This is a genomic window from Streptomyces hiroshimensis (assembly GCF_014650335.1).
Taxonomy (GTDB): domain Bacteria; phylum Actinomycetota; class Actinomycetes; order Streptomycetales; family Streptomycetaceae; genus Streptomyces; species Streptomyces hiroshimensis.
Genome location: NZ_BMUT01000019.1, coordinates 61,945 through 81,950, shown reverse-complemented (window position 1 = coordinate 81,950; position 20,006 = coordinate 61,945). Strand labels below are relative to the sequence as shown.

At 70.9% G+C, this 20,006-nt stretch carries 22 protein-coding genes; 15 read left to right on the top strand and 7 right to left on the bottom strand.

Annotation, left to right across the window (positions count from 1 at the left end):
• Positions 1–19 precede the first annotated feature (19 nt).
• The 6 genes from IE241_RS31195 to IE241_RS31170 all read left to right on the top strand — a co-directional run bounded on the left by IE241_RS31195 (position 20) and on the right by IE241_RS31170 (position 4,320).
• Positions 20–640 carry an ABC transporter ATP-binding protein gene (locus tag IE241_RS31195; RefSeq protein ID WP_190025247.1) on the top strand — a complete coding sequence of 207 codons (621 nt, stop codon included), beginning with the start codon at positions 20–22 and terminating at the stop codon, positions 638–640.
• Positions 637–1,440, top strand: a complete 804-nt coding sequence (locus IE241_RS31190) for an ABC transporter permease (RefSeq protein ID WP_190025223.1) — start codon at positions 637–639, stop codon at positions 1,438–1,440. The genes IE241_RS31195 and IE241_RS31190 overlap by 4 nt, the downstream gene beginning before the upstream one ends.
• Entirely contained in the window at positions 1,437–1,898 is a 462-nt protein-coding gene (locus IE241_RS31185; RefSeq protein WP_190025222.1) for an SRPBCC family protein, read from the top strand. Before IE241_RS31190 ends, IE241_RS31185 begins: the two co-directional genes overlap by 4 nt.
• A 175-nt stretch (positions 1,899–2,073) precedes the next feature.
• Positions 2,074–2,577 carry a nuclear transport factor 2 family protein gene (locus IE241_RS31180; protein WP_190025221.1) on the top strand — a complete coding sequence of 168 codons (504 nt, stop codon included), beginning with the start codon at positions 2,074–2,076 and terminating at the stop codon, positions 2,575–2,577.
• A gap of 48 nt (positions 2,578–2,625) precedes the next feature.
• Positions 2,626–3,243 carry a PadR family transcriptional regulator gene (locus IE241_RS31175; RefSeq protein WP_190025220.1) on the top strand — a complete coding sequence of 206 codons (618 nt, stop codon included), beginning with the start codon at positions 2,626–2,628 and terminating at the stop codon, positions 3,241–3,243.
• 54 nt (positions 3,244–3,297) lie between these two features.
• A complete protein-coding gene (locus tag IE241_RS31170) occupies positions 3,298–4,320 on the top strand; it encodes a glycoside hydrolase family protein (protein WP_190025219.1) in 1,023 nt (340 codons plus the stop codon).
• A 31-nt stretch (positions 4,321–4,351) separates the two neighbouring features.
• Here IE241_RS31170 and IE241_RS31165 read toward each other — a convergent pair whose 3' ends face one another.
• The 3 genes from IE241_RS31165 to IE241_RS31155 form a co-directional block, all read right to left on the bottom strand.
• Complete coding sequence (locus IE241_RS31165; RefSeq protein WP_190025218.1) at positions 4,352–5,968, bottom strand: alpha/beta fold hydrolase; 1,617 nt, start codon at positions 5,966–5,968, stop codon at positions 4,352–4,354.
• Positions 5,969–5,980: 12 nt separating this feature from the next.
• Entirely contained in the window at positions 5,981–7,531 is a 1,551-nt protein-coding gene (locus tag IE241_RS31160) for an alpha/beta fold hydrolase (protein ID WP_190025217.1), read from the bottom strand.
• Between the two features lie 265 nt (positions 7,532–7,796).
• Positions 7,797–8,396 (bottom strand): short chain dehydrogenase, encoded by a 600-nt coding sequence (locus tag IE241_RS31155; RefSeq protein WP_190025216.1) that lies wholly within the window; start codon positions 8,394–8,396, stop codon positions 7,797–7,799.
• A 182-nt stretch (positions 8,397–8,578) separates the two neighbouring features.
• Between IE241_RS31155 and IE241_RS31150 the strand changes: the two genes are divergently transcribed.
• The 3 genes from IE241_RS31150 to IE241_RS31140 all read left to right on the top strand — a co-directional run bounded on the left by IE241_RS31150 (position 8,579) and on the right by IE241_RS31140 (position 11,442).
• Positions 8,579–9,448 (top strand): LysR family transcriptional regulator, encoded by an 870-nt coding sequence (locus IE241_RS31150; protein ID WP_190025215.1) that lies wholly within the window; start codon positions 8,579–8,581, stop codon positions 9,446–9,448.
• A gap of 401 nt (positions 9,449–9,849) precedes the next feature.
• Positions 9,850–10,839 carry a cation diffusion facilitator family transporter gene (locus tag IE241_RS31145; RefSeq protein ID WP_190025214.1) on the top strand — a complete coding sequence of 330 codons (990 nt, stop codon included), beginning with the start codon at positions 9,850–9,852 and terminating at the stop codon, positions 10,837–10,839.
• A 57-nt stretch (positions 10,840–10,896) separates the two neighbouring features.
• Entirely contained in the window at positions 10,897–11,442 is a 546-nt protein-coding gene (locus IE241_RS31140) for a hypothetical protein (protein WP_190025213.1), read from the top strand.
• A gap of 2 nt (positions 11,443–11,444) precedes the next feature.
• On the opposite strand, the gene IE241_RS31135 is transcribed toward IE241_RS31140, so the two are convergent.
• Positions 11,445–12,236, bottom strand: coding sequence for a CPBP family intramembrane glutamic endopeptidase (locus IE241_RS31135; RefSeq protein ID WP_229900098.1), 792 nt, complete (start codon positions 12,234–12,236; stop codon positions 11,445–11,447).
• Positions 12,237–12,565: 329 nt separating this feature from the next.
• Between IE241_RS31135 and IE241_RS31130 the strand changes: the two genes are divergently transcribed.
• A complete protein-coding gene (locus IE241_RS31130) occupies positions 12,566–13,873 on the top strand; it encodes a sensor histidine kinase (protein ID WP_190025211.1) in 1,308 nt (435 codons plus the stop codon).
• Complete coding sequence (locus IE241_RS31125; RefSeq protein WP_229900096.1) at positions 13,870–14,622, top strand: response regulator transcription factor; 753 nt, start codon at positions 13,870–13,872, stop codon at positions 14,620–14,622. Before IE241_RS31130 ends, IE241_RS31125 begins: the two co-directional genes overlap by 4 nt.
• A 29-nt stretch (positions 14,623–14,651) precedes the next feature.
• Here IE241_RS31125 and IE241_RS31120 read toward each other — a convergent pair whose 3' ends face one another.
• Positions 14,652–15,767: a cytochrome P450 gene (locus IE241_RS31120; protein WP_190025210.1), complete on the bottom strand. Its 1,116-nt coding sequence runs from the start codon at positions 15,765–15,767 to the stop codon at positions 14,652–14,654.
• A gap of 77 nt (positions 15,768–15,844) precedes the next feature.
• Between IE241_RS31120 and IE241_RS31115 the strand changes: the two genes are divergently transcribed.
• The 3 genes from IE241_RS31115 to IE241_RS31105 all read left to right on the top strand — a co-directional run bounded on the left by IE241_RS31115 (position 15,845) and on the right by IE241_RS31105 (position 18,388).
• Positions 15,845–16,432, top strand: a complete 588-nt coding sequence (locus tag IE241_RS31115; RefSeq protein ID WP_190025209.1) for a GNAT family N-acetyltransferase — start codon at positions 15,845–15,847, stop codon at positions 16,430–16,432.
• A gap of 41 nt (positions 16,433–16,473) precedes the next feature.
• Entirely contained in the window at positions 16,474–17,184 is a 711-nt protein-coding gene (locus IE241_RS31110) for a hypothetical protein (RefSeq protein WP_190025208.1), read from the top strand.
• 550 nt (positions 17,185–17,734) lie between these two features.
• Positions 17,735–18,388 carry a hypothetical protein gene (locus tag IE241_RS31105; protein WP_190025207.1) on the top strand — a complete coding sequence of 218 codons (654 nt, stop codon included), beginning with the start codon at positions 17,735–17,737 and terminating at the stop codon, positions 18,386–18,388.
• A 65-nt stretch (positions 18,389–18,453) separates the two neighbouring features.
• On the opposite strand, the gene IE241_RS31100 is transcribed toward IE241_RS31105, so the two are convergent.
• Entirely contained in the window at positions 18,454–18,864 is a 411-nt protein-coding gene (locus IE241_RS31100) for an organic hydroperoxide resistance protein (RefSeq protein WP_190025206.1), read from the bottom strand.
• A gap of 113 nt (positions 18,865–18,977) precedes the next feature.
• On the opposite strand from IE241_RS31100, the gene IE241_RS31095 reads away from it, so the two are divergent.
• Complete coding sequence (locus IE241_RS31095; RefSeq protein WP_190025205.1) at positions 18,978–19,457, top strand: MarR family winged helix-turn-helix transcriptional regulator; 480 nt, start codon at positions 18,978–18,980, stop codon at positions 19,455–19,457.
• A gap of 3 nt (positions 19,458–19,460) precedes the next feature.
• Here IE241_RS31095 and IE241_RS31090 read toward each other — a convergent pair whose 3' ends face one another.
• Entirely contained in the window at positions 19,461–19,967 is a 507-nt protein-coding gene (locus IE241_RS31090; RefSeq protein ID WP_190025204.1) for an EF-hand domain-containing protein, read from the bottom strand.
• Between the last annotated feature and the right edge of the window lie 39 nt (positions 19,968–20,006).

The window sequence follows — 20,006 nt, the reverse complement described above, 5'->3', positions numbered from 1 at the left end:
GCCCCGAGCTCCGCACGCTCTGCGCGTGCACGACGTACACAAGTCCTACAGGTCACGCCGTGTGCTCCGAGGCGTCTCGTTCAGCCTGGAGCCGGGCACCCTGGCAGGCGTCGTGGGGGAGAACGGATCCGGCAAGAGCACGCTGCTGCGCATCCTGTGCGGCCAGATCGCCGCCGACTCCGGCGCTGTCGAGCACGGTGGCTCCCTGGGGTACTGCCCGCAGGAGACCGTGCTCAACGACTCCCTCACCGTCGACCAGCATCTGAGCTGGTTCCAGGCCGCCTACGGTCTGGAGGAGCCCGCCCGGGCCGAGGAACTGCTCGAAGAACTCGGTTTCGCCGAATACCGGCACACCCGTGTGGAGGCCCTCAGCGGAGGCACCCGGCAGAAGCTCAATCTCACCTTGGCGCTTATGCACGACCCGGACGTGCTGTTGCTGGACGAGCCGTATCAGGGCTTCGACTGGGAGACGTACCTTCGCTTCTGGGACGTCGCGGCCCGGCTCCGCGAGCGGGGACGCTGCGTCCTCGTCGTGTCGCACCTGGCATGGGACACCCAGCGGCTCGATGTCGTGCTCCGTCTGCGTCATGGAGTGGCAACACCAGGGGAGTCCGACGCGATGCGTGCGGTGGCAACGTGACGCGTGCGCAGACAGGGCTGCTCCGCACGGGCGCCTCGTTCGCTCTCCTGGAACACGCTCGCAACCATCTCGCCTCGGTGCTGGTCGTCGTTTACATCCCTCTCTGGCTGACGCTGGAGCACTGGTTCGTCACCCCTGCGCCGGCGCGGTTCCTGCTGCGCGCGACGGGGCGTACCGTCACCGTCAGCGGAAATCACCTGACGATGGTGTCCGGGGCCGTCAACACGGTGACACTCATCGTCGGCTTCATGATGTTCATCACGACCTTCAAGTCCCTCGCCTTCGACCGCAGGCTCGCGTTCGCCGGCTATCCCCGTACGTTCCTGCTCCTGAGCAAGGTCATCGCCATGACCGTCGCCTCCGCCCTCATCGCGGGGTACGCCACGGCCGTGATCTGCTGGTACTGGGATCCCGTCCGGCCGGGGCTCCTCGCCGTCGGCCTGTTCACCGCCGCGGTCGCCTACGGCGGTATCGGCGTCCTCCTCGGGGCCTTTCTGCGCAACGAGTTGGCGGCGCTGTTCGTCATCATCATGGCGAGCCTGCTCGACACCATGCTGCAGAACCCCATGAGCAACACGGGAGCCGACAAGGACGGGCTCCAGCTGCTCCCCGGCTACGGTCCGACACAGGTCAGCGTTGCCGCAGGCTTCACCTCCACGGACACCCCGTACGGACACCTCCTGCTCGGCCCCCTGTGGTTCCTCCTCATGTGGGGGCTCGGAACCGCCGCCTTCTTCGCTCGCACCCGCAACCATCTCCGACTGCCCCGGAGCGCACGGCCGGCAAGGAGACTGACGTGACCCGTCACGAGATGCGCTTCGCCGGGCTCTGGAGGGCACCGCTCCCGCCCGGCACCATGTACGCGAAGCTCGCCGACATCGCGCGCTACCCCGGATGGTGGCCGGCCTTCCGTTCCGTAAGACAGACCGGCGAACGGGAATGCGAGGTTGTCATCAGGTCGATGCTGCCCTACGAGCTGACCGTACGGCTGAGACCGCTCGTCGACGATCCGGTCGAGCGCGTCCTGGAGGCGGAACTCGAAGGGGACATCGCGGGCAAGGTGCGATGGCACGTGGAAGGCGACGGCGGGCACGGCTGCGTGGCCTCCTTCGCTGAGCATGTCAGCGTCAGGAAGGCGGCGTTGCGACGATGGATGCCACTGGCGCGCCCGTTCTTCCACCTCAACCACGCCGTGGCCATGCGATCCGGACAGCACGGTGTGGTGGCCGGTGCGGAGCCCCTTGGGCGCCGGCGGTGACCGACCTGCCCGATGGAGGGGACCGGGGACCCTCAGTGCCCTTGTGAGGGGGCCTCAACCGGCAGTTCGACACGTACGCGGCGTGCGATCACCGACCGCGACGGATTCGGCGTCCTGGAACGCAGGGGACCGATTACCGCCAGCGCGGCGCGGGGGAGCCGACCATGCTGGAGGCATGACGACTCCGGATACGACCGATCAGCGTGCGGCTGATCTGCACACGACTGATCTGCCCGCGACCGGCTCGGCGGCCTTCCTCGCGGGCATGTACGAAGCCGAGGCCGCATTCCTGGCGGCCGGTGGCCCGGGCCGGGCCGCATTCGGTCTTCTGGCCCCCTACTTCGCCCCTGACGTGGTGCTGCACCAGGCCGACGCCCTCCCGTACGGCGGGACCTGGCGCGGACACCGGGGCATTCAGGACAACATGCTGGCGATGGCCGCGACCTGGGAGCTGTTCGAGTTCGCCGAGCAGGAGTTCCTCGCCGCCGGTGAGACGACGGTGGTACGCACCCGGGTCCGTGCCCGCGCCCGGGCGACGGGCCGCGAGCTGACGTTCCCGATCCTGCAGACCATCACGTTCAAGGACGGCAGGATCGCCGAAGTCCGCCCCTTCTACTGGGACACCCAGGCCGTCGCCGCTGCCTGTGCAGTGCCTGCAGGGCACGAAACGCCCCGCTGACCCTGGCCGGGCCTTCCTAATGGTCTATTTAGACCATAGTCTTCGGTCATGCCGCGCTGTGTCCTCGACAACCCGATCGTGCTGGCCGTGCTGGGACTCCTCCTGGAACAGCCCTCGCACCCGTACCAGATGCTCGCCGAGCTGCGTACGCGCAGCGACAACCACGCAGCCGCGATCAATCGGGGCTCGCTCTACAACGTCGTCGCCGCCCTGACCGAGGCCGGCTGGGCGGCCGTGCAGGGGCAGCAGCGCTCGGGCAACCGTCCCGAGAAGACCGTCTACGCACTCACGCAGGCTGGCCACGACGAACTCGTACGACGGCTGGACTCCCACATCCGCCACCCCGAAAGGGAGTTCTCCCAGTTCCTGGGCGCGGTCGCCTACCTCGGAGCCCTCGGGCCGAGCGGCGCCGTGGACGCCCTGACGGAACGGTCCCGGCGCCTCCGGCAGCGCACGGAGGCCGATGAGAAACGCCTGGCGGAAGCGCATGCGGCCGGGGTGCCACGGCTGCACGTCATCGAAGCCGAATACGCGCTCGGCCTCGCCCGCTCCGAGAAGACGTGGATCGACACCGTCATCGACGACATCCGCACCGGCGCACTGACATGGCCGGGCGTGCAGGGGGCCACCGCGGTCGTATCCCCATCCGTATCCCAGGAACGCTGAATTGAGGGCGCGTTGCGCTCCGAGAGCGAGAGGAACCGAACGCCACCGATGCCGATGCCAATACCGATACCGATACCGATACCGATACCGATACCGACAGACAACGACGGGCTCGTCTTCGGGATCTATCCGGGCGGAGTCACCGGTGACGACACCGGCCACCTGGCCGAGGGCCCGCCTGACGACCCGGCCCGCATAGCGACCGCACTCGACCTGCTCCAAGGCAGCCCTGGGCGCCCCTTCCTGGTACGCGCCTACACGGCTTTCGACGACACCACCCGGCCCGGCGAGCCGCACGCGACGGCGACACCGGACGCTGCGGAGCAGTACGCCGTGCGGGGCCGCCGCCTGGACCTCGTGGCGCAGTACCAGTCCACCGCCGGAGACGTCGACGGCTACTGCACCTTCCTGCGCGAGCTGGTCGAACAGTACGGCGCGGTCACGAACACCCTGCAGGTGACGGAAGAGCCGAACGTCACGACGAACCCCACGCTCGACGGCTACTACCCCGGAGTGAACGAGGCCATCGCCCGCGGAGTCTCCGCCGCCAAGGCGCGAGCACGGGAACTCGGGCACGCGCACCTGCGCGTCGGCTTCAACACCACCCCCCTCTTCGGGCCTGCCACCTCCTTCGTCGCCGAGCTGACCGACCACGGGAAGGCGGACTTCGTCGGTGACCTGGACTACGTAGGCCTGGACTTCTTCCCCGACGTCTTCCGGCCCGTCGCCGCGCTCGACCTCGCAGCCGCCGCCGAGGGACTGCTGCGCCACCACCGGGACGCCGTACTGGCGCCCGCCGGCCTGGCACACCTGCCGCTCCACATCACCGAACACGGCTGGCCCACCGGCCCCGACCGGCCGCTCCACCGTCAGGCCGACGTGGTCGAGACGGTGATACGGACCGTCGCGGCTCACGCGGAGGAGCTGCGGATACGCGCCTACACCCACTTCGCACTGCGCGACGCCGACAGCACGAACCCCGGCCTGTTCCATCGGTTCGGCCTCACCACCGACGACTACACCCCCAAACCGGCCTTCGAGGTGATGCGGTCGCTCGTCGCAGAGTTCGGGGTCTGACCGCCCGAAGGCCGGTGGCACGTCGGCTGCTTCACGGGCCGATCTCGAACCGGGGTGGTTCGAGGCCGGTGAGGCATCCGGTTTGCGGGGCGGTCGGGTTGTCGAAGAAGGAGACGGTGATCTCTTGGGCGCACCGTGACGTGGCGAACACGACATGGGGCTCGTAGGGGACCGTGACGACGGTCGCGCGGCTCAGCGTACGGGCGACGTACGGCCCGGCGGCCGCCCCGGTCTGGGAGTCGAAGCCGCCCGACAGGGCGAGGGTGGGGATGTCGCTCCGCGTGACGTCCCGGATCGAGGGCGGCGCCGCGGGGACGTCCCAGACGGCGCAGTCCGGACGGAGGAAGGTCAGCTGCGGGGCCTGGGCCAGTACCGAGCGGGGGAACGACGGGAACGCGTCGTGCCCGCCCCGGAGCCCCTCGGCCCGGCTCTCGTACGGCACCCACTCACTGCAGAAGACGCCGTAGGCGAGCCCGTGGGCAGTCCTGCCGAAGGCCTCGGGGCTGAGCTTGCCGCCCGCCCACTGCTCGGCGATCCGCTGCGGTTTGCCGTGGGCCAGCTCGTCGAGGGAGCGGGGTACGCCCGGCGCCACGTGGGTGGCGGAGGTCATCCAGTTCACCAGGGCTCCGCCGTCCAGTACGACCTTCACCGGCTTCGGCCGGCCGGGGACGGTGACGGTGGTGGTGACCGGGTGGGCTTCCAGTTCACGGACGAGGCGGTCGAAGGTGGCGGACAGGTGCGGATAGCGGCGGTTGCACGCGGGCTGCTCCGCGCAGGCCTTGAACAGGCCGTCGAAGCCCTGCCGGGCGCTGCTCCAGGTCAGCGCCGACCCCGCCTTGGACGGCGGCAGGATGCCGTCGATGCCGACCGACCGGATTCCCTGGGGGTGCTGGCGCATATAGATGAGCGCCAGGTGGGTGCCGTAGGAGATGCCGAACACGTTCCACTGGTCGATGCCCAGCGCGACGCGCAGGTCTGCGTAGTCGGCGGCGCTCTCGGTGTCGTTGTAGGCGCCGAGGTCGGCGCCGCGGTCCGCCAGCCGGTCGCGGCAGGTGCGCGTCGCCTCGACGTGCAGGCGCTCGGTGGACGGCGCGTCGTAGACGAGGCCGACGGCGCGCGCGTTGAACTCGTCGATGTTCGGACAGGTGAGGACCGGGTCGGCCGAGTACGTGCCCCGCTGGGACATGAAGATCACGTCCCGGTCGCGGTTCAGGCCGCCGTCGATCGCCATCTTCGCCTCCCCGACGGCGTCGTCGCCGGGTCCGCCGGCGAGCCACACGATCGGGTCGGGCTTCGGTTTGGCGGCCGCCGCCGGCACGATCGCGACACCGAGGGTGATCCTTCGACTGTCGGGCCTGGCGCGGTTCTCGGGCACGGTGAGCGTTCCGCAGCGGGCCTTTTCGAGCGCGGCGATCGGCTCCGGCGTCTTCGGGCAGGGGCCCGGCTCGAAGCGGGCGTCGCCCGCCGTCCGGGCGACTGTGCCGATCGCTGCTCCGGTGGAGGGGCCGGTGCTGGTGCCGTGTTCTGCATGCGCGGGTATCGCGAGCAGGCCGGTTATGAGGATTCCGGTCGCCACCGCGGCCGGCACGGCGTGGAGCCGGCGCACGATACGGCGGTGGTGTCGGCGAGGTGCGTGGTCGAGTGTCATGTGCCCTCCCGGTCACTTCGGGATGATCGTGAACGGTTTCGGCGTGAGACCGGCCACGCAAGCGGTGTCGGGCGCGGTCGGACGGGCGAGGAACGAGGCCAGCACCCGTTGCGCGCAGGGCGATTGCGGGACCACCCAGTGCCCGATGCCGGGGATCTTCACGGAGGTCGAGCGGGACAGCGTACGGGCCGCGTCCCGCGCCCAGCTCGCCCCGGTCTTCGTGTCGAACGTCCCGGAGATGGTGAGCGTCGGCACCGCGCTGACGGTGGCCACCCGCTGGGCGGAGCTGCGGTCCGGTACGTCCCAGACGCGGCACACCTGGTGCTGGAACGGCAGCTGCGGCGCCTGGGCCAGGACCGTGTCCGGCCACCCGGGGAAGGCCCGGCGCCCCGCCTTCAGCACGTCGGTCGGCGTGGAGCCCGGCACCCACTCGCTGCACGCCACCGACTCCGTCAGCCCGTGGGCGCTCGCGCCGACGACCTGAACCGAACCGGCCGCGCGGGCCTGAGCGAAGCGCTCCGGACGTCCGTGGGCGAGTTCCTCGATCGCCGCGGGGACGTCGGGTGGCTTGACGGCGTTGGCGACCAGCAGATTCAGCACCGCACCCCCGTCGAGGACGACCTTCACCGGGTCTCCTCCGCGCGGCGGCCGGGCGTTCAGCGTCAAGGGCCGTTTCTCCAGCCTGCGCACCTGCTCGGTGAGGGTCCGGCGGAGGTCCGGGTAGCGGCTCTTGCAGCCGGGCTCGGCCGCGCACGCCTTGAAGAGGTTCTCGATGCCCTCACGGGCGCTGCTCCAGGTCCACGGCAGGGTTGCGATCTGCGGAGGCGTGACCGAGTCGATCGCCACCGCACGCACCCCCTGGGGGTGTCTGCGCAGATAGGTGAGGGCCAGGTCGCTGCCGTAGGAGTAGCCGTAGACGTTCCACCGGGGGATGCCGAGTGCCGTGCGCAGACCGGCGAAATCGGCGGCGTTCTCAGTGGTGTTGTAGGCGCTCAGGTCGATCCCGTCGGCTGCCAGGCGGTTCCGGCACTTCTTCGCCGAGTCCAGCAGGAGCCGTTTCGCCTGCGGCACGTCGTAGCCGAGCCCCACCGCCTTCGCGGAGGACCGGTCCAGCTCCGGGCAGGCGAGGTTCGGCCGGTCGTAGAGGTTGCCGCGCTGGGCCATGACGATCAGCGCGCGATCCCGGTTCAGGCCGGAGCCGACCAGGAAGGGAATGTCGTCGAACGTGTCGCCGCCGGGGCCGCCCGCCATGAACACCACCGGGTCGTCGGCGGGCTTCGCCGACGTGGCGGGAATGACCGCCACGGCCAGCCGGATCGTCCGGCTGCCAGGGCGTTCGCGGTTCTCGGGGACTTCCAGGAAACCGCACCGTGCGGTGCTCAGTGCGGCGATCGGCTCGGGCGTCTGCGGGCAGGGACCGGGCACGAACCGCGACGACGGGGCGGCCTGGCCTGCCTCGGCGGGGTGGCCGTGCGCTGACGCGGCATTGCTCGGCGCCGGGCCGAACGCTGCCAAGGCCACGGCGGCCGTGGCAGCCACCGCATGGATGCCGTGCTTGGTCATGTGATCCCGTTCCTCAGCCGATATCCACGGCTGCCCGGCCGGACAAGGCCGCGGCGGTTGGGCGGATCGCGATGTTATGGACGGTACGGGGTGGGCCGGACGGGCGCACACGGACAGCCGCCGCCGGAGGGATCTCCAGCTCAACCGGGATCTCAAGCCGGTCGGCGGGCAGCCTCAGCTCGGCCACCGCTTGCGACGGCCTGCTGAGGCGCTGTCCGGGCTGCCGCCTCCCGCCAGAGCGGTCACACAGCCCGTCGGATACGCCTTAGCGCACCCGGTACACCCGCCCCGTCTGCGCCCCCTCGACCGAGCGGACGTACGCCGTTGCGACGCGCGCCGCCGGTACGGGCTCCATGCCCGCGAAGAACGGCCCGTAGGCGGGCAGGGACTCCTCGGCCACCGTCGGGCTCACCGCGTTGATCCGCTGCGGCGGGAGCTCGATCGCGGCGGCCCGCACGAACGCCTCGACCGCGCCGTTGGCCGCGGACGCAGCGGACCCGGCCACGATCGGCTCCTCCGTGAGGATCCCGCTGACCAGCGTGAACGAGCCGGTCGCGGCCACGTGCCGGGCACCTTGGCGGACCAGCTCCAGCTGGCTGAGGGCCTTGCCGCGGAACGTCGCCGCGAAGTCGTCCGCGGCCAGCTCGGCCAGCGGCTTGAACACGGCGTCGCCCGCCGCGACGGCCACCGCGTCCAGCGGACCGGCCTGCGCGTACATCCGGCCCACGGCCTCCGGGTCGGTGACGTCGCAGACCAGGTCCCCGCCCGTGCGGCCCACGCCGATCACCTCGTGGCCGCGCTCCGCGAGCGCCTTGTGCACCACGGAACCCAGCGTGCCGGCCGCGCCTACCAGAAGAATCCTCATAACCCACCGTCCAATGCCTGGAATACGAACCCCCGGGAAATGCCGGGGGAGATGCCGGGAGCCCTCTGGGAATGCCCCGGAGAGGGAACCGGGCGAGTCGTCAACCACCCGGCGCATCCGACGCTACGGATTGCGCTCCGCGCCCGGAAATGCCGTCTGGGCAGCGACTATGCTTCCCAGGCATGGATGTGGAGCTGCGTCACCTCAAGGCCCTGGCCGCCATCGCCGAGGCGGGCACCGTCACCGCCGCGGCCGCCCGCCTGCACATGACGCAGCCCGCCCTCTCCCGCACGCTCGCCCAGCTGGAGGCGCGCGTCGGGGTCCGGCTGGTCGACCGCTCCTCCCGCCGCCTGGAGCTCACCCGGGCCGGGGAGACCCTCCTCGGGCACGGGCGCGCCATCCTCGCCCACCTCGACGCGGCACTCGCCGACACCCGGGCCGTCGACCGGCCGCTGCGGCTCGGCTACACGTGCGCCGTCCTCGGGCAGCAGACCGTCCCCCTGCTGCGCTCATGGCGGCGGGCGCACCCGCACGCACCGCTCGAAGTCGTCCGGCAGGACAACAGCACCGCGGGCCTGGCCACCGGCGACACCGACGTGGCGGTGCTGCGCACAGTCCCCGCCGACCCGCGCATCCGCACCGAGGCCCTCTACACCGAGGACCGGGTCGCCGCCCTGCCCGACGACCACCCGCTCGCGGCCCGCGACCGGGTGCGCCTCGCGGAGCTCACCTCCGGCCCGCCCCTCCCGCTGGCTCTCTGGCCGGACACCGGCACCGCCTCGGTGGGCCTCTGGCCGGCGGCGCAGCGCCCGGACCGCACGATCGAGGTGCGCAACGTCGACGAGTGGCTGAACCTCATCGCCACGGGCGGCGCGTTCGGCGTCGGCGCCGCGGGCACGGCGGAGAGCCACGGCCACCCGGGCGTGCGCTTCGTCGCGGTCGACGACGCGCCCGCCGCCACGGTCTACCTCGCCCGCCCGGCCCACCCCACGCACCCGCACACGGAGGAGTTCCTCGCGGCAGTGCGGGAGGTCGTCAGCGCCTCGGTCTGAGTCCTGTACGGGAACAGGCCTTGCACGATGAGAGCTTGCAGGTCGGGCACTTGGACGCACTGCCCGACGGGCGCTTCATCCTGCAGGGCCACGGCGCCGCAGGAGAGCGGAACGCGCGGCGGCCCCCTACCAGCGGCGGGCAGGTGTAGAGGGCTGATCCGGACCATCTCCAGACCTTCTCCGCTTTCGGCCACCAGGGCCGCGTCGGCAAGCGGCCGGCGAAGTCGGCGAACTCATCGCCGGCCTCGGGCGGGACGCGGCCCTTCTTGAGGTAACGCCAGGCGTACTTGGGACTTATTCCGGGCAGTGGCGTGCATCGCGTAACTGCCTCTTCATCGCACCTGGTCACCGGGCGTATGACGGTTGTAGCCGCAATCGGATGAGGGTGCCATCGTGGAGTCATGGACGGGAATCGGCACACCCACACCCACCCGCACCCGTACCCGCACAGCCATGACGCCGGGGACAAGGTCGACGCGGCGATGGAGGCGTCGCGGGACGGTATGCGCACCTTGTGGCTGTCGCTCGGCGTGCTGGGGGCGACCACCGTCGTCCAGGCGGTGATCTCCGCGCTGTCCGGGTCGGTGGCGCTGCTCGGTGACGCCCTTCACAATGCCGCTGATGCGTTGACCGCCGTCCCGCTGGGCATTGCGTTCGTGTTCGGGCGACGGGCTGCGAACCGTCGCTATACGTACGGTTACGGCCGCGCCGAGGATCTCGCCGGTGTCGCGGTCCTCGTGGTCATGGCGGCCTCGTCCGCCCTGGCCGCGTACGAGGCCGTCGACCGCCTCCTGCACCCCCGCGACGTCACGCACCTGTGGGCCGTGACCGTGGCCGCGCTGGCCGGCTTCGCCGGCAACGAGTGCGTGGCCCGGTACCGCATCCGCACCGGCCGGCGGATCGGCTCCGCGGCCCTGGTCGCCGACGGCCTGCACGCTCGCACCGACGGCTTCACGTCCCTGGCCGTCCTCCTCGGCGCCGGGGGCGCTTTCCTCGGCTGGCGCCTGGCCGACCCCGTCATCGGATTGTTCATCACCGCCGCGATCCTCCTCGTCCTCAAGGACGCCGCCCGCGAGGTCGGCCGTCGCCTGATGGACTGCGTCGAGCCGGAACTCGTCGACAGTGCCGAGAGCGCCCTGCGCAGCGTGGACGGAGTGCGCGGCATCGGGCAGGTGCGGATCCGCTGGGTCGGGCATGTCCTGCGCGCCGAGGCCGACATCGTCGTCGACCCGCACCTGACCGTCGTCCAGGCGCACCGGCTCGCCGTCGCGGCCGAGCACGCGCTGATCCACGCCGTCCCCCGGCTGACCGCCGCGACCGTTCACACCGACCACACCCCCGTCGGCGTCGATCCGCACGCGCCGCCGGCCCGCCACGGTGCCACCGGCTGACGGGGTGGGTTCCGAATTCACTGGCACGGTCGGGGCGTTGGGTGGCACGGTGCCGCCATGGAACAAGCAGAGGTGTTGCTCATCGGAGGGCGTGCCGGCGTCGGAAAGACGACGGTGGCGTGGGAGGCCTCGGCCCGTCTGCGTGCCGCGACGGTCCCTCACTGCGTCATCGAGGGAGACTTCATGTGCCAGGTCCACCCTGCCCCGGAGGGGGACCCGAGCCGCAGCGAGATCACCGAACGCAATCTCACCGCGGTCTGGTCGAACTTCGCCGAGCTCGGCTATCGCCGCCTGATCTACACGAACACCGTCAGCGTGCTGGCCGGGAACACGGGCATGTTCCGGCGCGCCATGGGCGGCGACGTGCGGATCGTACGGGTGCTGCTCACGGCCTCGGACGCCACGACCGGTGAGCGGCTGAGGGGCCGGGAACTCGGCTCGGAGCTGGAACAGGAGCTGAAGAACAGCGCCTACAAGGCCCGTCTCCTGGACGAGCGGGCACCCGGGGACACGGTACGCGTGGCGACCGACGGGCGCTCCGTCGCCGACATCGCGCGCGAAGTGGTGGCCGCCACCGCCTGGTTGCCCCGGATCGACGGGTGACCTCACCTCTGCAGGTGTACCGGCGCATCCGGCGCCACGGAGGCCCGCTCGTGCATGCCGCCGTCGCGGGGACGCAGCCTCCCCCGTAGGGCCCTACGCCGTAGGGTCCTCCCTCGTAGGGCGAGCACGGCACAGACGACGGCCATCGGGGCGGTCATCAAGAGGGTGACCGGTGTGACGTCCAGGCCCGCGCCCTCGGACAGGAGGACGCCCGAGACGAGGGAGAGGACCATGTTGTTGCCGGCGTGGGCGAGGCTTACGACCCAGACGCTCTTGCTGCGTACGTACAGCCAGACCAGGAGCGCCTCCTGGAACTGGAAGGAAACCGTCCAGGCCAGCAGGCCGATGATGACGCCGGGGAATTCTATGTATCCGGCGAAGGCCAGCGGGTAGTGCCACGACGCCCAGATGAGGCCCGTGACGACCGTGGCCTTCGTGGACCGGCCGGGGGAGAGGCGGGGGCGCAGATAGCTGGTCCAGCCGAATTCCTCGCCGCCGTAGATCGGTGTCAGGAGCGGCAGGACGGCCATGAGCAGCAGGACGAATACCCACGCGGGCATGCCGCCGGCGAAGTCCCGGAGCGGGGAGAGGTCCGGGGTCCACAAGCCCAGTGCCGCCGCCAGCCCCATCGTGGCGGCCGTCAGGGCCAGGGGGCCGAGCCAGGCGGCCACGTAATAGGGCCACGCGCTCCGTATACGGAGGCGCAGGCCGGCGTCGGCGAAGCCCTCCTTGGTGACCCAGCGGCGCACCACGGTCGCCGCTATGGCCGGCATGAAGCCGAAAGGCAGCTGCACCAGCGGATTCTCCAGCGACAGGCCGCAGGCGAAACGTACTGTGAAGACATAAGCCCAGCTGGCCCCGAAGCAGATGACGAGGAACGCCGCTACCCCCCTTTTCGCCGCCACCCCCTTCTTCGCCGCCGCCCTCTTCTTCCTCGTCCCGCCGGCTTCCGGCCGCAATGCCTTCGATGCCATGAACGCACCCCCGCTTTCCCGGTGTTGTCTGCAGTGCCCGGCAACCTTCGCCGGGAAGGGGCGGGCGGCACATCCCGGTAGCGGGGGAATCCGTATCTGGCTCTTGCGGGGGAGGCTTCCGGGAAGACGCGAGTGCGATACTCCCCGGCGTGTGCACGCCCACGTCTTCACCTTTCGTCGCGGATACCCGCAAAAGCCGGCTCCACGCCGGGTTCCACGCCTGGCTCCACGCGCTTCTCGGTGCCGCCGCCGGCCTGCTGCCGCTCGCCGTGGCGGTACCGGCGGCCGCGGTCGCCCCGGCCCACTGGCCGGGGTCCGTCCGCACCGGTCTCGTCCTGGTGCTCTGGGCGGTTCTCTGCGCCGCGGCGGGCCGTCCGTACTTCGCCCGGTACGCATCCGTGCGGCTGGCCAACCACCTGCTGGGCACGGCCCTGCCCGTGCCGGGCCGCCCCGCAGCCGCCGCCGAAGCGGACGCGCGGCCGCACCACCGCCTGCGTACGGGAGCGTGGTTGGTTCTGCACGCCCTGCTGGGCGGTGTATCGGTCGTCGTCTCCGGCTTCCTCCTGATGGCAGCCGTCGCCCTGCCCGCCGTATGGCTCAAGGGAGGGGACCGGATCACCGTGTTCCTGCCGGTGGGCGTGGCAGGGGGCGCGTCGGGACTGTGGACGTTGCCGGCGGGCGCCCTGCTCCTGGTCCTCGCCTGCTCTGCGGGCAAGGGCACGGCAGCCCTCTTCCGGCGGCTGGCCGCACCTCTCCTCGGTCAGCTTCCTGCCGAACGGCTCGCCGCACTCGAAGGACAGGTGCGCGTGCTCGCGCAACGGAACAGGCTGGCTCAGGAGTTGCACGACTCGATCGGTCACACCCTGACCGCCTCCACCATTCAGGCTGCGGTCGCGAAGGAGCTCATGGACACCGACCCCGCCGCCGCCCGCCGCGCCCTCACCGGCCTGGAGGGAGCGTCGCGCGCGGCCATGGACGACCTCGACCACGTCCTCGGCATCCTCAGGGAGGGCCGGGCCCCGACGTCCCCGCCCTTCTCCCTGGCCGACCTGCACGCCCTGGTGGACCGGGTGCGCGGGACCGGCACGGACGTCGAGGCCGACATCACCGGTGACCTGGCCGGCGTACCGGCGACCGTGTCCCGGGAGGCGTACCGGATCGCCCAGGAGGGACTCACCAACGCCCTGCGCCACGGCGCCGTCACCGGCGGCCGGTCCGCGCCCGTCGGCCTGCGGGTGGTGGCCACGGCGGCGTGGCTGGAGGTGGAGGTGGCCAACCGGATCGCCGGCCCGTCGGCCCACTCGCTCGCCGGCCGGACCCGCCGCAGGAAGGGGCAGGGCGTCACCGGCATCGCCGAGCGCGTGCACCTGCTCCGCGGCGAGGTCTCCGCAGGGCCCGACGCCTCCGGTACCGGCTGGCTGCTGGCCGTCCGCATCCCACTACGGTCGACACCATGACCACGCCCACGCCCATGCCCATGCCGATGACCATGCCCACGACCGGCGACGTCACCGTGCTCGTCGCCGATGACGAGGAACTCACCCGCACCGGCCTGCGTACCCTGCTGTCCGCCCGCCCGGGCCTCGACGTGATCGGCGAGGCCGCCGACGGCGACCAGGCCCTGGCCCTGGCCGCCGAACTCCGGCCCGACGTCGTACTGATGGACGTACGCATGCCCGGCATCGACGGAATCGAGGCCACCCGACGGCTGCAGGCCGCAGCCCTTCCCGAGCCGCCCAAAGTCGTGGTCATCACCACCTTCGAGAACGACGAGTACGTCTACGACGCCCTGCGCGCCGGAGCGAGCGGCTTCGTCCTCAAGCGGGCGCCTTCGGAGCAGATCGCCCATGCCGTACGCCTGGTCGCCACGACCGACTCCGTCCTCTTCCCGGACGCCGTCCGCAGACTCGTCGCCGCACGGCCCGCCCCACCGCCCCGCCCCGCGCGCGGCGTGCCCGCGCTCACGAGCCGCGAGGTCGAAATCCTCCGCCTCGTGGCGACGGGCCTGTCCAACCCGGACATCGCCGGGCGCCTCGTCGTCAGCCTGGAGACCGTCAAGACCCACGTGAGCAACCTGCTGGCCAAACTGGGCGCCCGGAACCGCACCCAGGCCGTGATCCTCGCCTACGAGTGCGGCTTCGTCGTCCCCGGCGCCGGAAACCCCGTGGGTGTCGCCGGCAACGCCGTGGGCGTTACGGCCTATTAGGGCCTGTCCGGCGCGTCATTGTCACCGGTTCACCAGTGGACGGGCAGCGTCAGCAAACCGCCTCCGGGGAGCCGGTCCGTGCGCCAGGCCAGTGCGTCGAGCGGAACCGCCGGGCGCAGGCCGGGCATGCGGCGCAGGAGGGTACTGATCGCGATCTCGAGTTCGGCCGTTGCCAGAGCCGCTCCGAGGCATGTGTGCGGCCCGTGGCCGTAGACGACGTGGGACTCGTCGCGGCGCCGGATGTCGAAGCGGTCGGGATCCTTGAAGTGCGAGGGGTCGCGGTTGGCGGCCCAGGTGAGCGGCATCACGCTGTCGCCGCGCCGGATCCGCGTACCGCCGAGCCGGAAGTCCTCTCGGGCCACGAGGACGCGGAACAGCAGGGCAGGGGTCTGATAGCGGATCAGCTCCTGCACGGCGCCCGGGATCAGCTCCGGCCCGGCACAGAGCGCCCTTAGCCGATCGGGATGGTGCAGCAACCGCCACAAGGATGCCGCGATGGCGCTCGCGGTGCTTTCGTAGCCGGCGAAGAGGATGCTCAGAGCGAGCTGCACGATCTCGGCGTCGGTGAGGCGGTCGTCACCCTCCTGCGCGGCCAGCCAGGCACTGAGCAGATCCTCGCCGGGGTGCGCCCGCTTCTCCTCCAGACGCTGCCCGAGATAGGCGAGCACTTCGAACAGCGCGGACAAGGACTCGTCCCGAGTGGTGTCGCCGATGGTGGCCACGGTGGCCATACGGTCCGTCCACCGGCGGAATCCGGCACTGTCCCGGGCCGGAACGCCGAGGAGCTCGCAGATCACCGTGATCGGGAGCGGGTAGGCCAGGCCCGCCACCAGGTCCGCGGGCCGGCCCGCCTCCTCCAGAGCGTCGATGAGGTCGTCGGCCAGCTCCTGGATGCGGGGGCGCAGCGCGGCGACCCGGCGGGCGGTCAGGGGCTTGGCCGCCAGACGACGCAGCTGGGTGTGCGGGGGACCGTCGAGGAGGAGCGTACGGTCCCGCAGGACGCCTTCACTCATCGATCCGGCCGCGCCCAACTCCGGGCCGCCGCCCACCCCGATATCACGCGCCAGCAGGGGATGGCTCAGCGCCGTACGGACCTCGCCGTATCCGGTGACGGCCCAGACCAGCTCGCCACCGGGCAGGCGCATCCGGAAGACGGGCGGCCGGACCGGTGCCGGTGAAACTCCATTGCCGCCCCGGTACTCCGTGGGTAGCGTCACCGTCCGTGACACCGACTCTGCGCACCGAGCGTCTTCTCCTGGTTCCCTACACGCCCGAGGACGAAGAAGGGTTCCTCGCCCTCTTCCAGGACCCGCGGGTGTCCCGCTGGATGGGAGACGGACCCTCCAGCGAGGAGGACGACCGGGCTCTCTTCGGGCGGATCTTCACCAAGGTGTACGCCCAGGACCTGTTCGACGTGTGGGCCGTGCGCCGCCCCGACGGACGCCTGATCGGACATGCCGAGATCAAGCCGACCGACGAGGTCCGGGGCCACGAGATCATTTACGCTCTTGCGCCCGCTGCATGGGGGTCCGGCCTGGGGACCGAGCTGGCGGAGGCCATCGTCGCCCACGGCTTCGGAACGCTCGGGCTGACCGAGGTGCATGCCACTGTGGCGGCACCGAACAAGGCCTCGCTGGCCGTACTGCAGCGGATCGGCTTCGAGCACGTCCGGGACATCGCCGAGGACGACGGCAGCACCACCTGCGTGCTGACCCGGCGCGCGACGACCGTCGCCCGGGACGGCTCAAGGCGTCGTCACCGGGATCCGGCCGAAACGGTGGTGCTTCCGGGGACCGCCCCGCTGGGGTAACACCACATGCCGGACGATGACCGTCGGCCGACGCTGAGGTCATGGCCTTCAGCAAAATCCCATCAGGCGACCACCCGGAGGACGCCTCCCAGCCGGACACGGTCGCCGAGGCGCGCCCCAGGAGGCGCCACGAGCAGGCCCATGCCTGGGCTGCGACGCTCGCAGGCGTGGTGGCCCTTGCGCTCTCGATCTACAACCTCGTGGCTCTCCAGCGGGAACCTGCTGTCGACGTCGCCCTGCCGCACATCACCCGGGTCGCTCAGGGGAAGGACACCTGGCTCTATTTCCAGCCGACGCTGTCGACGCGAGTCAAGACCGAGCGCGTCGAGGTGATCAACCAGGTCGAGTTTCACCTGCAGCCGGCCGCATCCGGCACCAAGGCACCTGCCTTCTTCTGGGACGAGACGGGATCGTTCTCCTACAACGCCACGGCCCACAACCTCACCTACCAGCGCGTCGCAGACCCGAGTCCCCTTCTGGTCAGCCAGAGCACTCCGCAGCAGCCGCTGCTCCTCTTCAACGCGGTCGGCTGGGGATTCGCCGAAGGCAGATATGAAGGCACCCTGGTTTTGCGGCGTGCAAGCGGGAAGGCCCCTCTCAGGAAGAGCTTTTGCATGGTGGTGTCCAAGGGTGCTGCCGCGACCATGCGAGGCGCCGGCCAATACCAGTTCCATGACTTCCGCGACGACGTGCCGGGGAGCGATGCCCGGAAGGCGGAGTCCGAGGGCTGCTACGTCTTGTCCCCGGTGTAGCCGATTCGTCCCTCGGTTCCTGTTGCCTCGTTCTCCCCTGCCCGCATCGAGGGCACGCTGGCAGGGTGGCGCCATGCGAACCGTGACATCTGCTGCCACTGCCACTGCCACTGCCACTGCCGCCGCCGTTCTGGCTCTCTTACTGACCGGATGCGCGGGCGGCGGCGGGTCTGCCGAACCCGACGAGCGCGACACCCCGTTCCGGCAGGGCCGTCAATTCGGGATTGAGTACAGAGAGAAGCTCCGTGGCCATGAGACCGAGGCGCAGGCGCGTACAGCGGCTCGGCGTATGTGCAGGGAAGGCGCACTCGTCCAGGCCGCGGACGGTGGAGAAGAGGACTGGTTCAGGGCCTGCGTATATGCGGTCACCGAGAAGCACGGCGGCGTGCCGTACGCGGGGTCCGTGCGCGAGGTGCGACCTGAGGAGGGTGCGGGGCAGCCGCGCGGCTGAGGTGAGCGCTCCGGGATATACGGCTCGTGACCGACGATCCGGGACGGTGCGGACGTGAAGGATGGAGCACGTCGGAACACGAACTCCCAGGAGAGAACAGTGACTTCCTTTTCCCGCCGTAAGGCGGTCGCCGGGCTGGCCGCGCTCGCTGCCGCCTTCACCCTGAGCGGTGTTTCCGCCGGCTCCGCCGCTTCCGCCGCCTCCGCCGAGCACCGTGAGCAGAAGCCGGAGTACGCGAGCGTGACCGGAAGCGCGGAGTTCGTCCTGCCCTACTACAAGGACAACGACATCCGCTCGTTCACCTTCGACGCGCATGCCGCTCCGTACAGCCGGCCGCTGCCCGGTGGACGGATGTCCAAGGGGCTTCCCACCGACGCGCGGGGGACGGTAAAGATCTCCCACTACTCCGCCGAACAGAACATCACCTACACGTCCGAGGGGCGCGTGGACTGCCTGGTGACCGGCCCCGGCACCGCGACGCTGACGGCGATCATCACCAAGGTCGGCCCCGGCGGGCCGGACAGCGTCGGACAGCGGGTCGGATTCAGCGTCTACGACGGCGGCAAGGACCGGGGCCGCTCCAAGGACCGGGTGGGGTTCTCCTGGAACGGCGTGAACCTGATGCCGAAGGGTGACGCCGAGCCGGAGGACGCGCCCGTCGGCACCTGCATGGCACCGGCCCCGTACGCCCCGGTCGTCAAGGGCGGCTACACGGTCAAGCACGCGGAGCTGCTGCCGGAGCCGAAGGGCTGATGCCGCCCCTGGCGTCCCTAGGCTCGCTCGGCCGGTCGCCGTTACTCGACTACTCGACTACTCGACTACTCGACGACGAGCTCGACGGCGATGTTGCCGCGGGTGGCCTTGGAGTACGGGCAGACCTGGTGGGCCTGCTCCACCAGGCGGGTGCCCGTCTCGCCGCTGAGGCTGTCCGGGAGCTCGACACGGAGGACGACGGAGAGGCCGAAGCCGGAGTCGTCCTTGCCGATGGAGACCTCGGCGGAGACCGAGACGTCCTTCGTGTCGACCTTCGCCTCGCGGCCGACCAGGCCGAGGGCGCTGGCGAAGCAGGCCGCGTAGCCGGCGGCGAAGAGCTGCTCGGGGTTGGTGCCCTTGCCGTTGCCGCCCAGCGGGGCCGGCATGGCCAGCGCGAGGTCGAGCTGCCCGTCCGAGCTCACGGCACGGCCTTCGCGGCCGTTGGCGGTGGCGACAGCGGTGTACAGCGCATCCATGGGAGGTCCCTTCGGTTCGTTGCCGTGCGGCGGTCTGGCCCGCCGCACGGCATAATGGTTGCACACGATTTAGTTGTGCGCAATTGAATCGGGGTACGGGATACCCTGAGGTCATGACCTCTCCGCCCTTCCCCCTCCCGGACGACGCGGAGCTGCTCCGCCTCGATCACCAGATCTGCTTCTCGCTGCACGCCGCGGCGCGGGCCTTCGGCGGTGTCTACCGCGACGCCCTCAAGGACCTCGGCCTGACCTATCCGCAGTACCTGGCCATGCTCGTCCTGTGGGAGGAGCCCGGCCCCCAGCCGGTCAAGGCCATCGGCGAGCGGCTGCGGCTCGACTCCGGCACGCTCTCCCCGCTGCTCAAGCGGCTGGAGGCGGCCGGCCTGGTGGCGCGCGAGCGCAGCGTGGAGGACGAGCGCTCGGTCGTCGTCCGGCTCACGGAGGCGGGGGAGGCGCTGCGCGAGCGTGCGCTGCCCGTGCCCCGCCGGATCGTCACCGCGACGGGGCTGTCGCTCGAAGAGGCCCTCACCCTGCGTGCGCTGCTGGAACGCCTCACGGGGAACCTCGACGCGGCGCAGGGCGGGGAGCGGTAGCGCTCAGCTGGTGTAGAAGCGCTTCACCGCCTTCAGGAACTCCCTGGGGCTGAGCCGCCCGTTTCCGTCGGCGTCGAGCTCCTCGAAGTACGACCGGGCCTCTGCGGCCGACATGCACAGGTAGTCCGCGGCCCGGAGGAACTCACCCTCGTCGAGTGAGCCGTCGTCGTCGCTGTCGAGCAGGTCGAAGAGTGTCCGGCACACGTCCCCCTTGCCGGGGCGGTCCGGGGAGCGGAAGCCGGGGGAGGTGCGCGCGGCGACGTACTCGTCGGCTGTCAGGATGCCGTCACCGTCGGCGTCGCCGAGGGAGAGAAGGAACGTCCACTGGGTCTCGTTGGCGTCAAGGAGGGCCCGCCCCTTCGGCGAATCCTCCGGGATGCCGAGCTCGGCGAGGAGCCTGTGGGGCGCCCGCAGGAAGTCGGTCCGGTCGACGGCTCCGTCGCCGTCCGCGTCCATGCGCCGGAACTCCTGGACGGGGGCGAGCTGGGCATTCTTGATGATGTCGGTCATGCTCCGAGAGCGTGCCAGTGTGCCGTGCACGGGTCGGCG

Bases quoted from the DNA above. Each gene is read 5' to 3' on its own strand.
- IE241_RS31160 (WP_190025217.1), bottom strand. From the start codon at position 7,531: ATGACCAAGCACGGCATCCATGCGGTGGCTGCCACGGCCGCCGTGGCC.
- IE241_RS31155 (WP_190025216.1), bottom strand. From the start codon at position 8,396: ATGAGGATTCTTCTGGTAGGCGCGGCCGGCACGCTGGGTTCCGTGGTG.
- IE241_RS31180 (WP_190025221.1), top strand. From the start codon at position 2,074: ATGACGACTCCGGATACGACCGATCAGCGTGCGGCTGATCTGCACACG.
- IE241_RS31150 (WP_190025215.1), top strand. From the start codon at position 8,579: ATGGATGTGGAGCTGCGTCACCTCAAGGCCCTGGCCGCCATCGCCGAG.
- IE241_RS31140 (WP_190025213.1), top strand. From the start codon at position 10,897: ATGGAACAAGCAGAGGTGTTGCTCATCGGAGGGCGTGCCGGCGTCGGA.
- IE241_RS31095 (WP_190025205.1), top strand. From the start codon at position 18,978: ATGACCTCTCCGCCCTTCCCCCTCCCGGACGACGCGGAGCTGCTCCGC.
- IE241_RS31170 (WP_190025219.1), top strand. From the start codon at position 3,298: ATGCCAATACCGATACCGATACCGATACCGATACCGATACCGACAGAC.
- IE241_RS31125 (WP_229900096.1), top strand. From the start codon at position 13,870: ATGACCACGCCCACGCCCATGCCCATGCCGATGACCATGCCCACGACC.
- IE241_RS31165 (WP_190025218.1), bottom strand. From the start codon at position 5,968: ATGACACTCGACCACGCACCTCGCCGACACCACCGCCGTATCGTGCGC.
- IE241_RS31145 (WP_190025214.1), top strand. From the start codon at position 9,850: ATGGACGGGAATCGGCACACCCACACCCACCCGCACCCGTACCCGCAC.
- IE241_RS31120 (WP_190025210.1), bottom strand. From the start codon at position 15,767: ATGCGCCTGCCCGGTGGCGAGCTGGTCTGGGCCGTCACCGGATACGGC.
- IE241_RS31090 (WP_190025204.1), bottom strand. From the start codon at position 19,967: ATGACCGACATCATCAAGAATGCCCAGCTCGCCCCCGTCCAGGAGTTC.
- IE241_RS31110 (WP_190025208.1), top strand. From the start codon at position 16,474: ATGGCCTTCAGCAAAATCCCATCAGGCGACCACCCGGAGGACGCCTCC.
- IE241_RS31100 (WP_190025206.1), bottom strand. From the start codon at position 18,864: ATGGATGCGCTGTACACCGCTGTCGCCACCGCCAACGGCCGCGAAGGC.
- IE241_RS31175 (WP_190025220.1), top strand. From the start codon at position 2,626: ATGCCGCGCTGTGTCCTCGACAACCCGATCGTGCTGGCCGTGCTGGGA.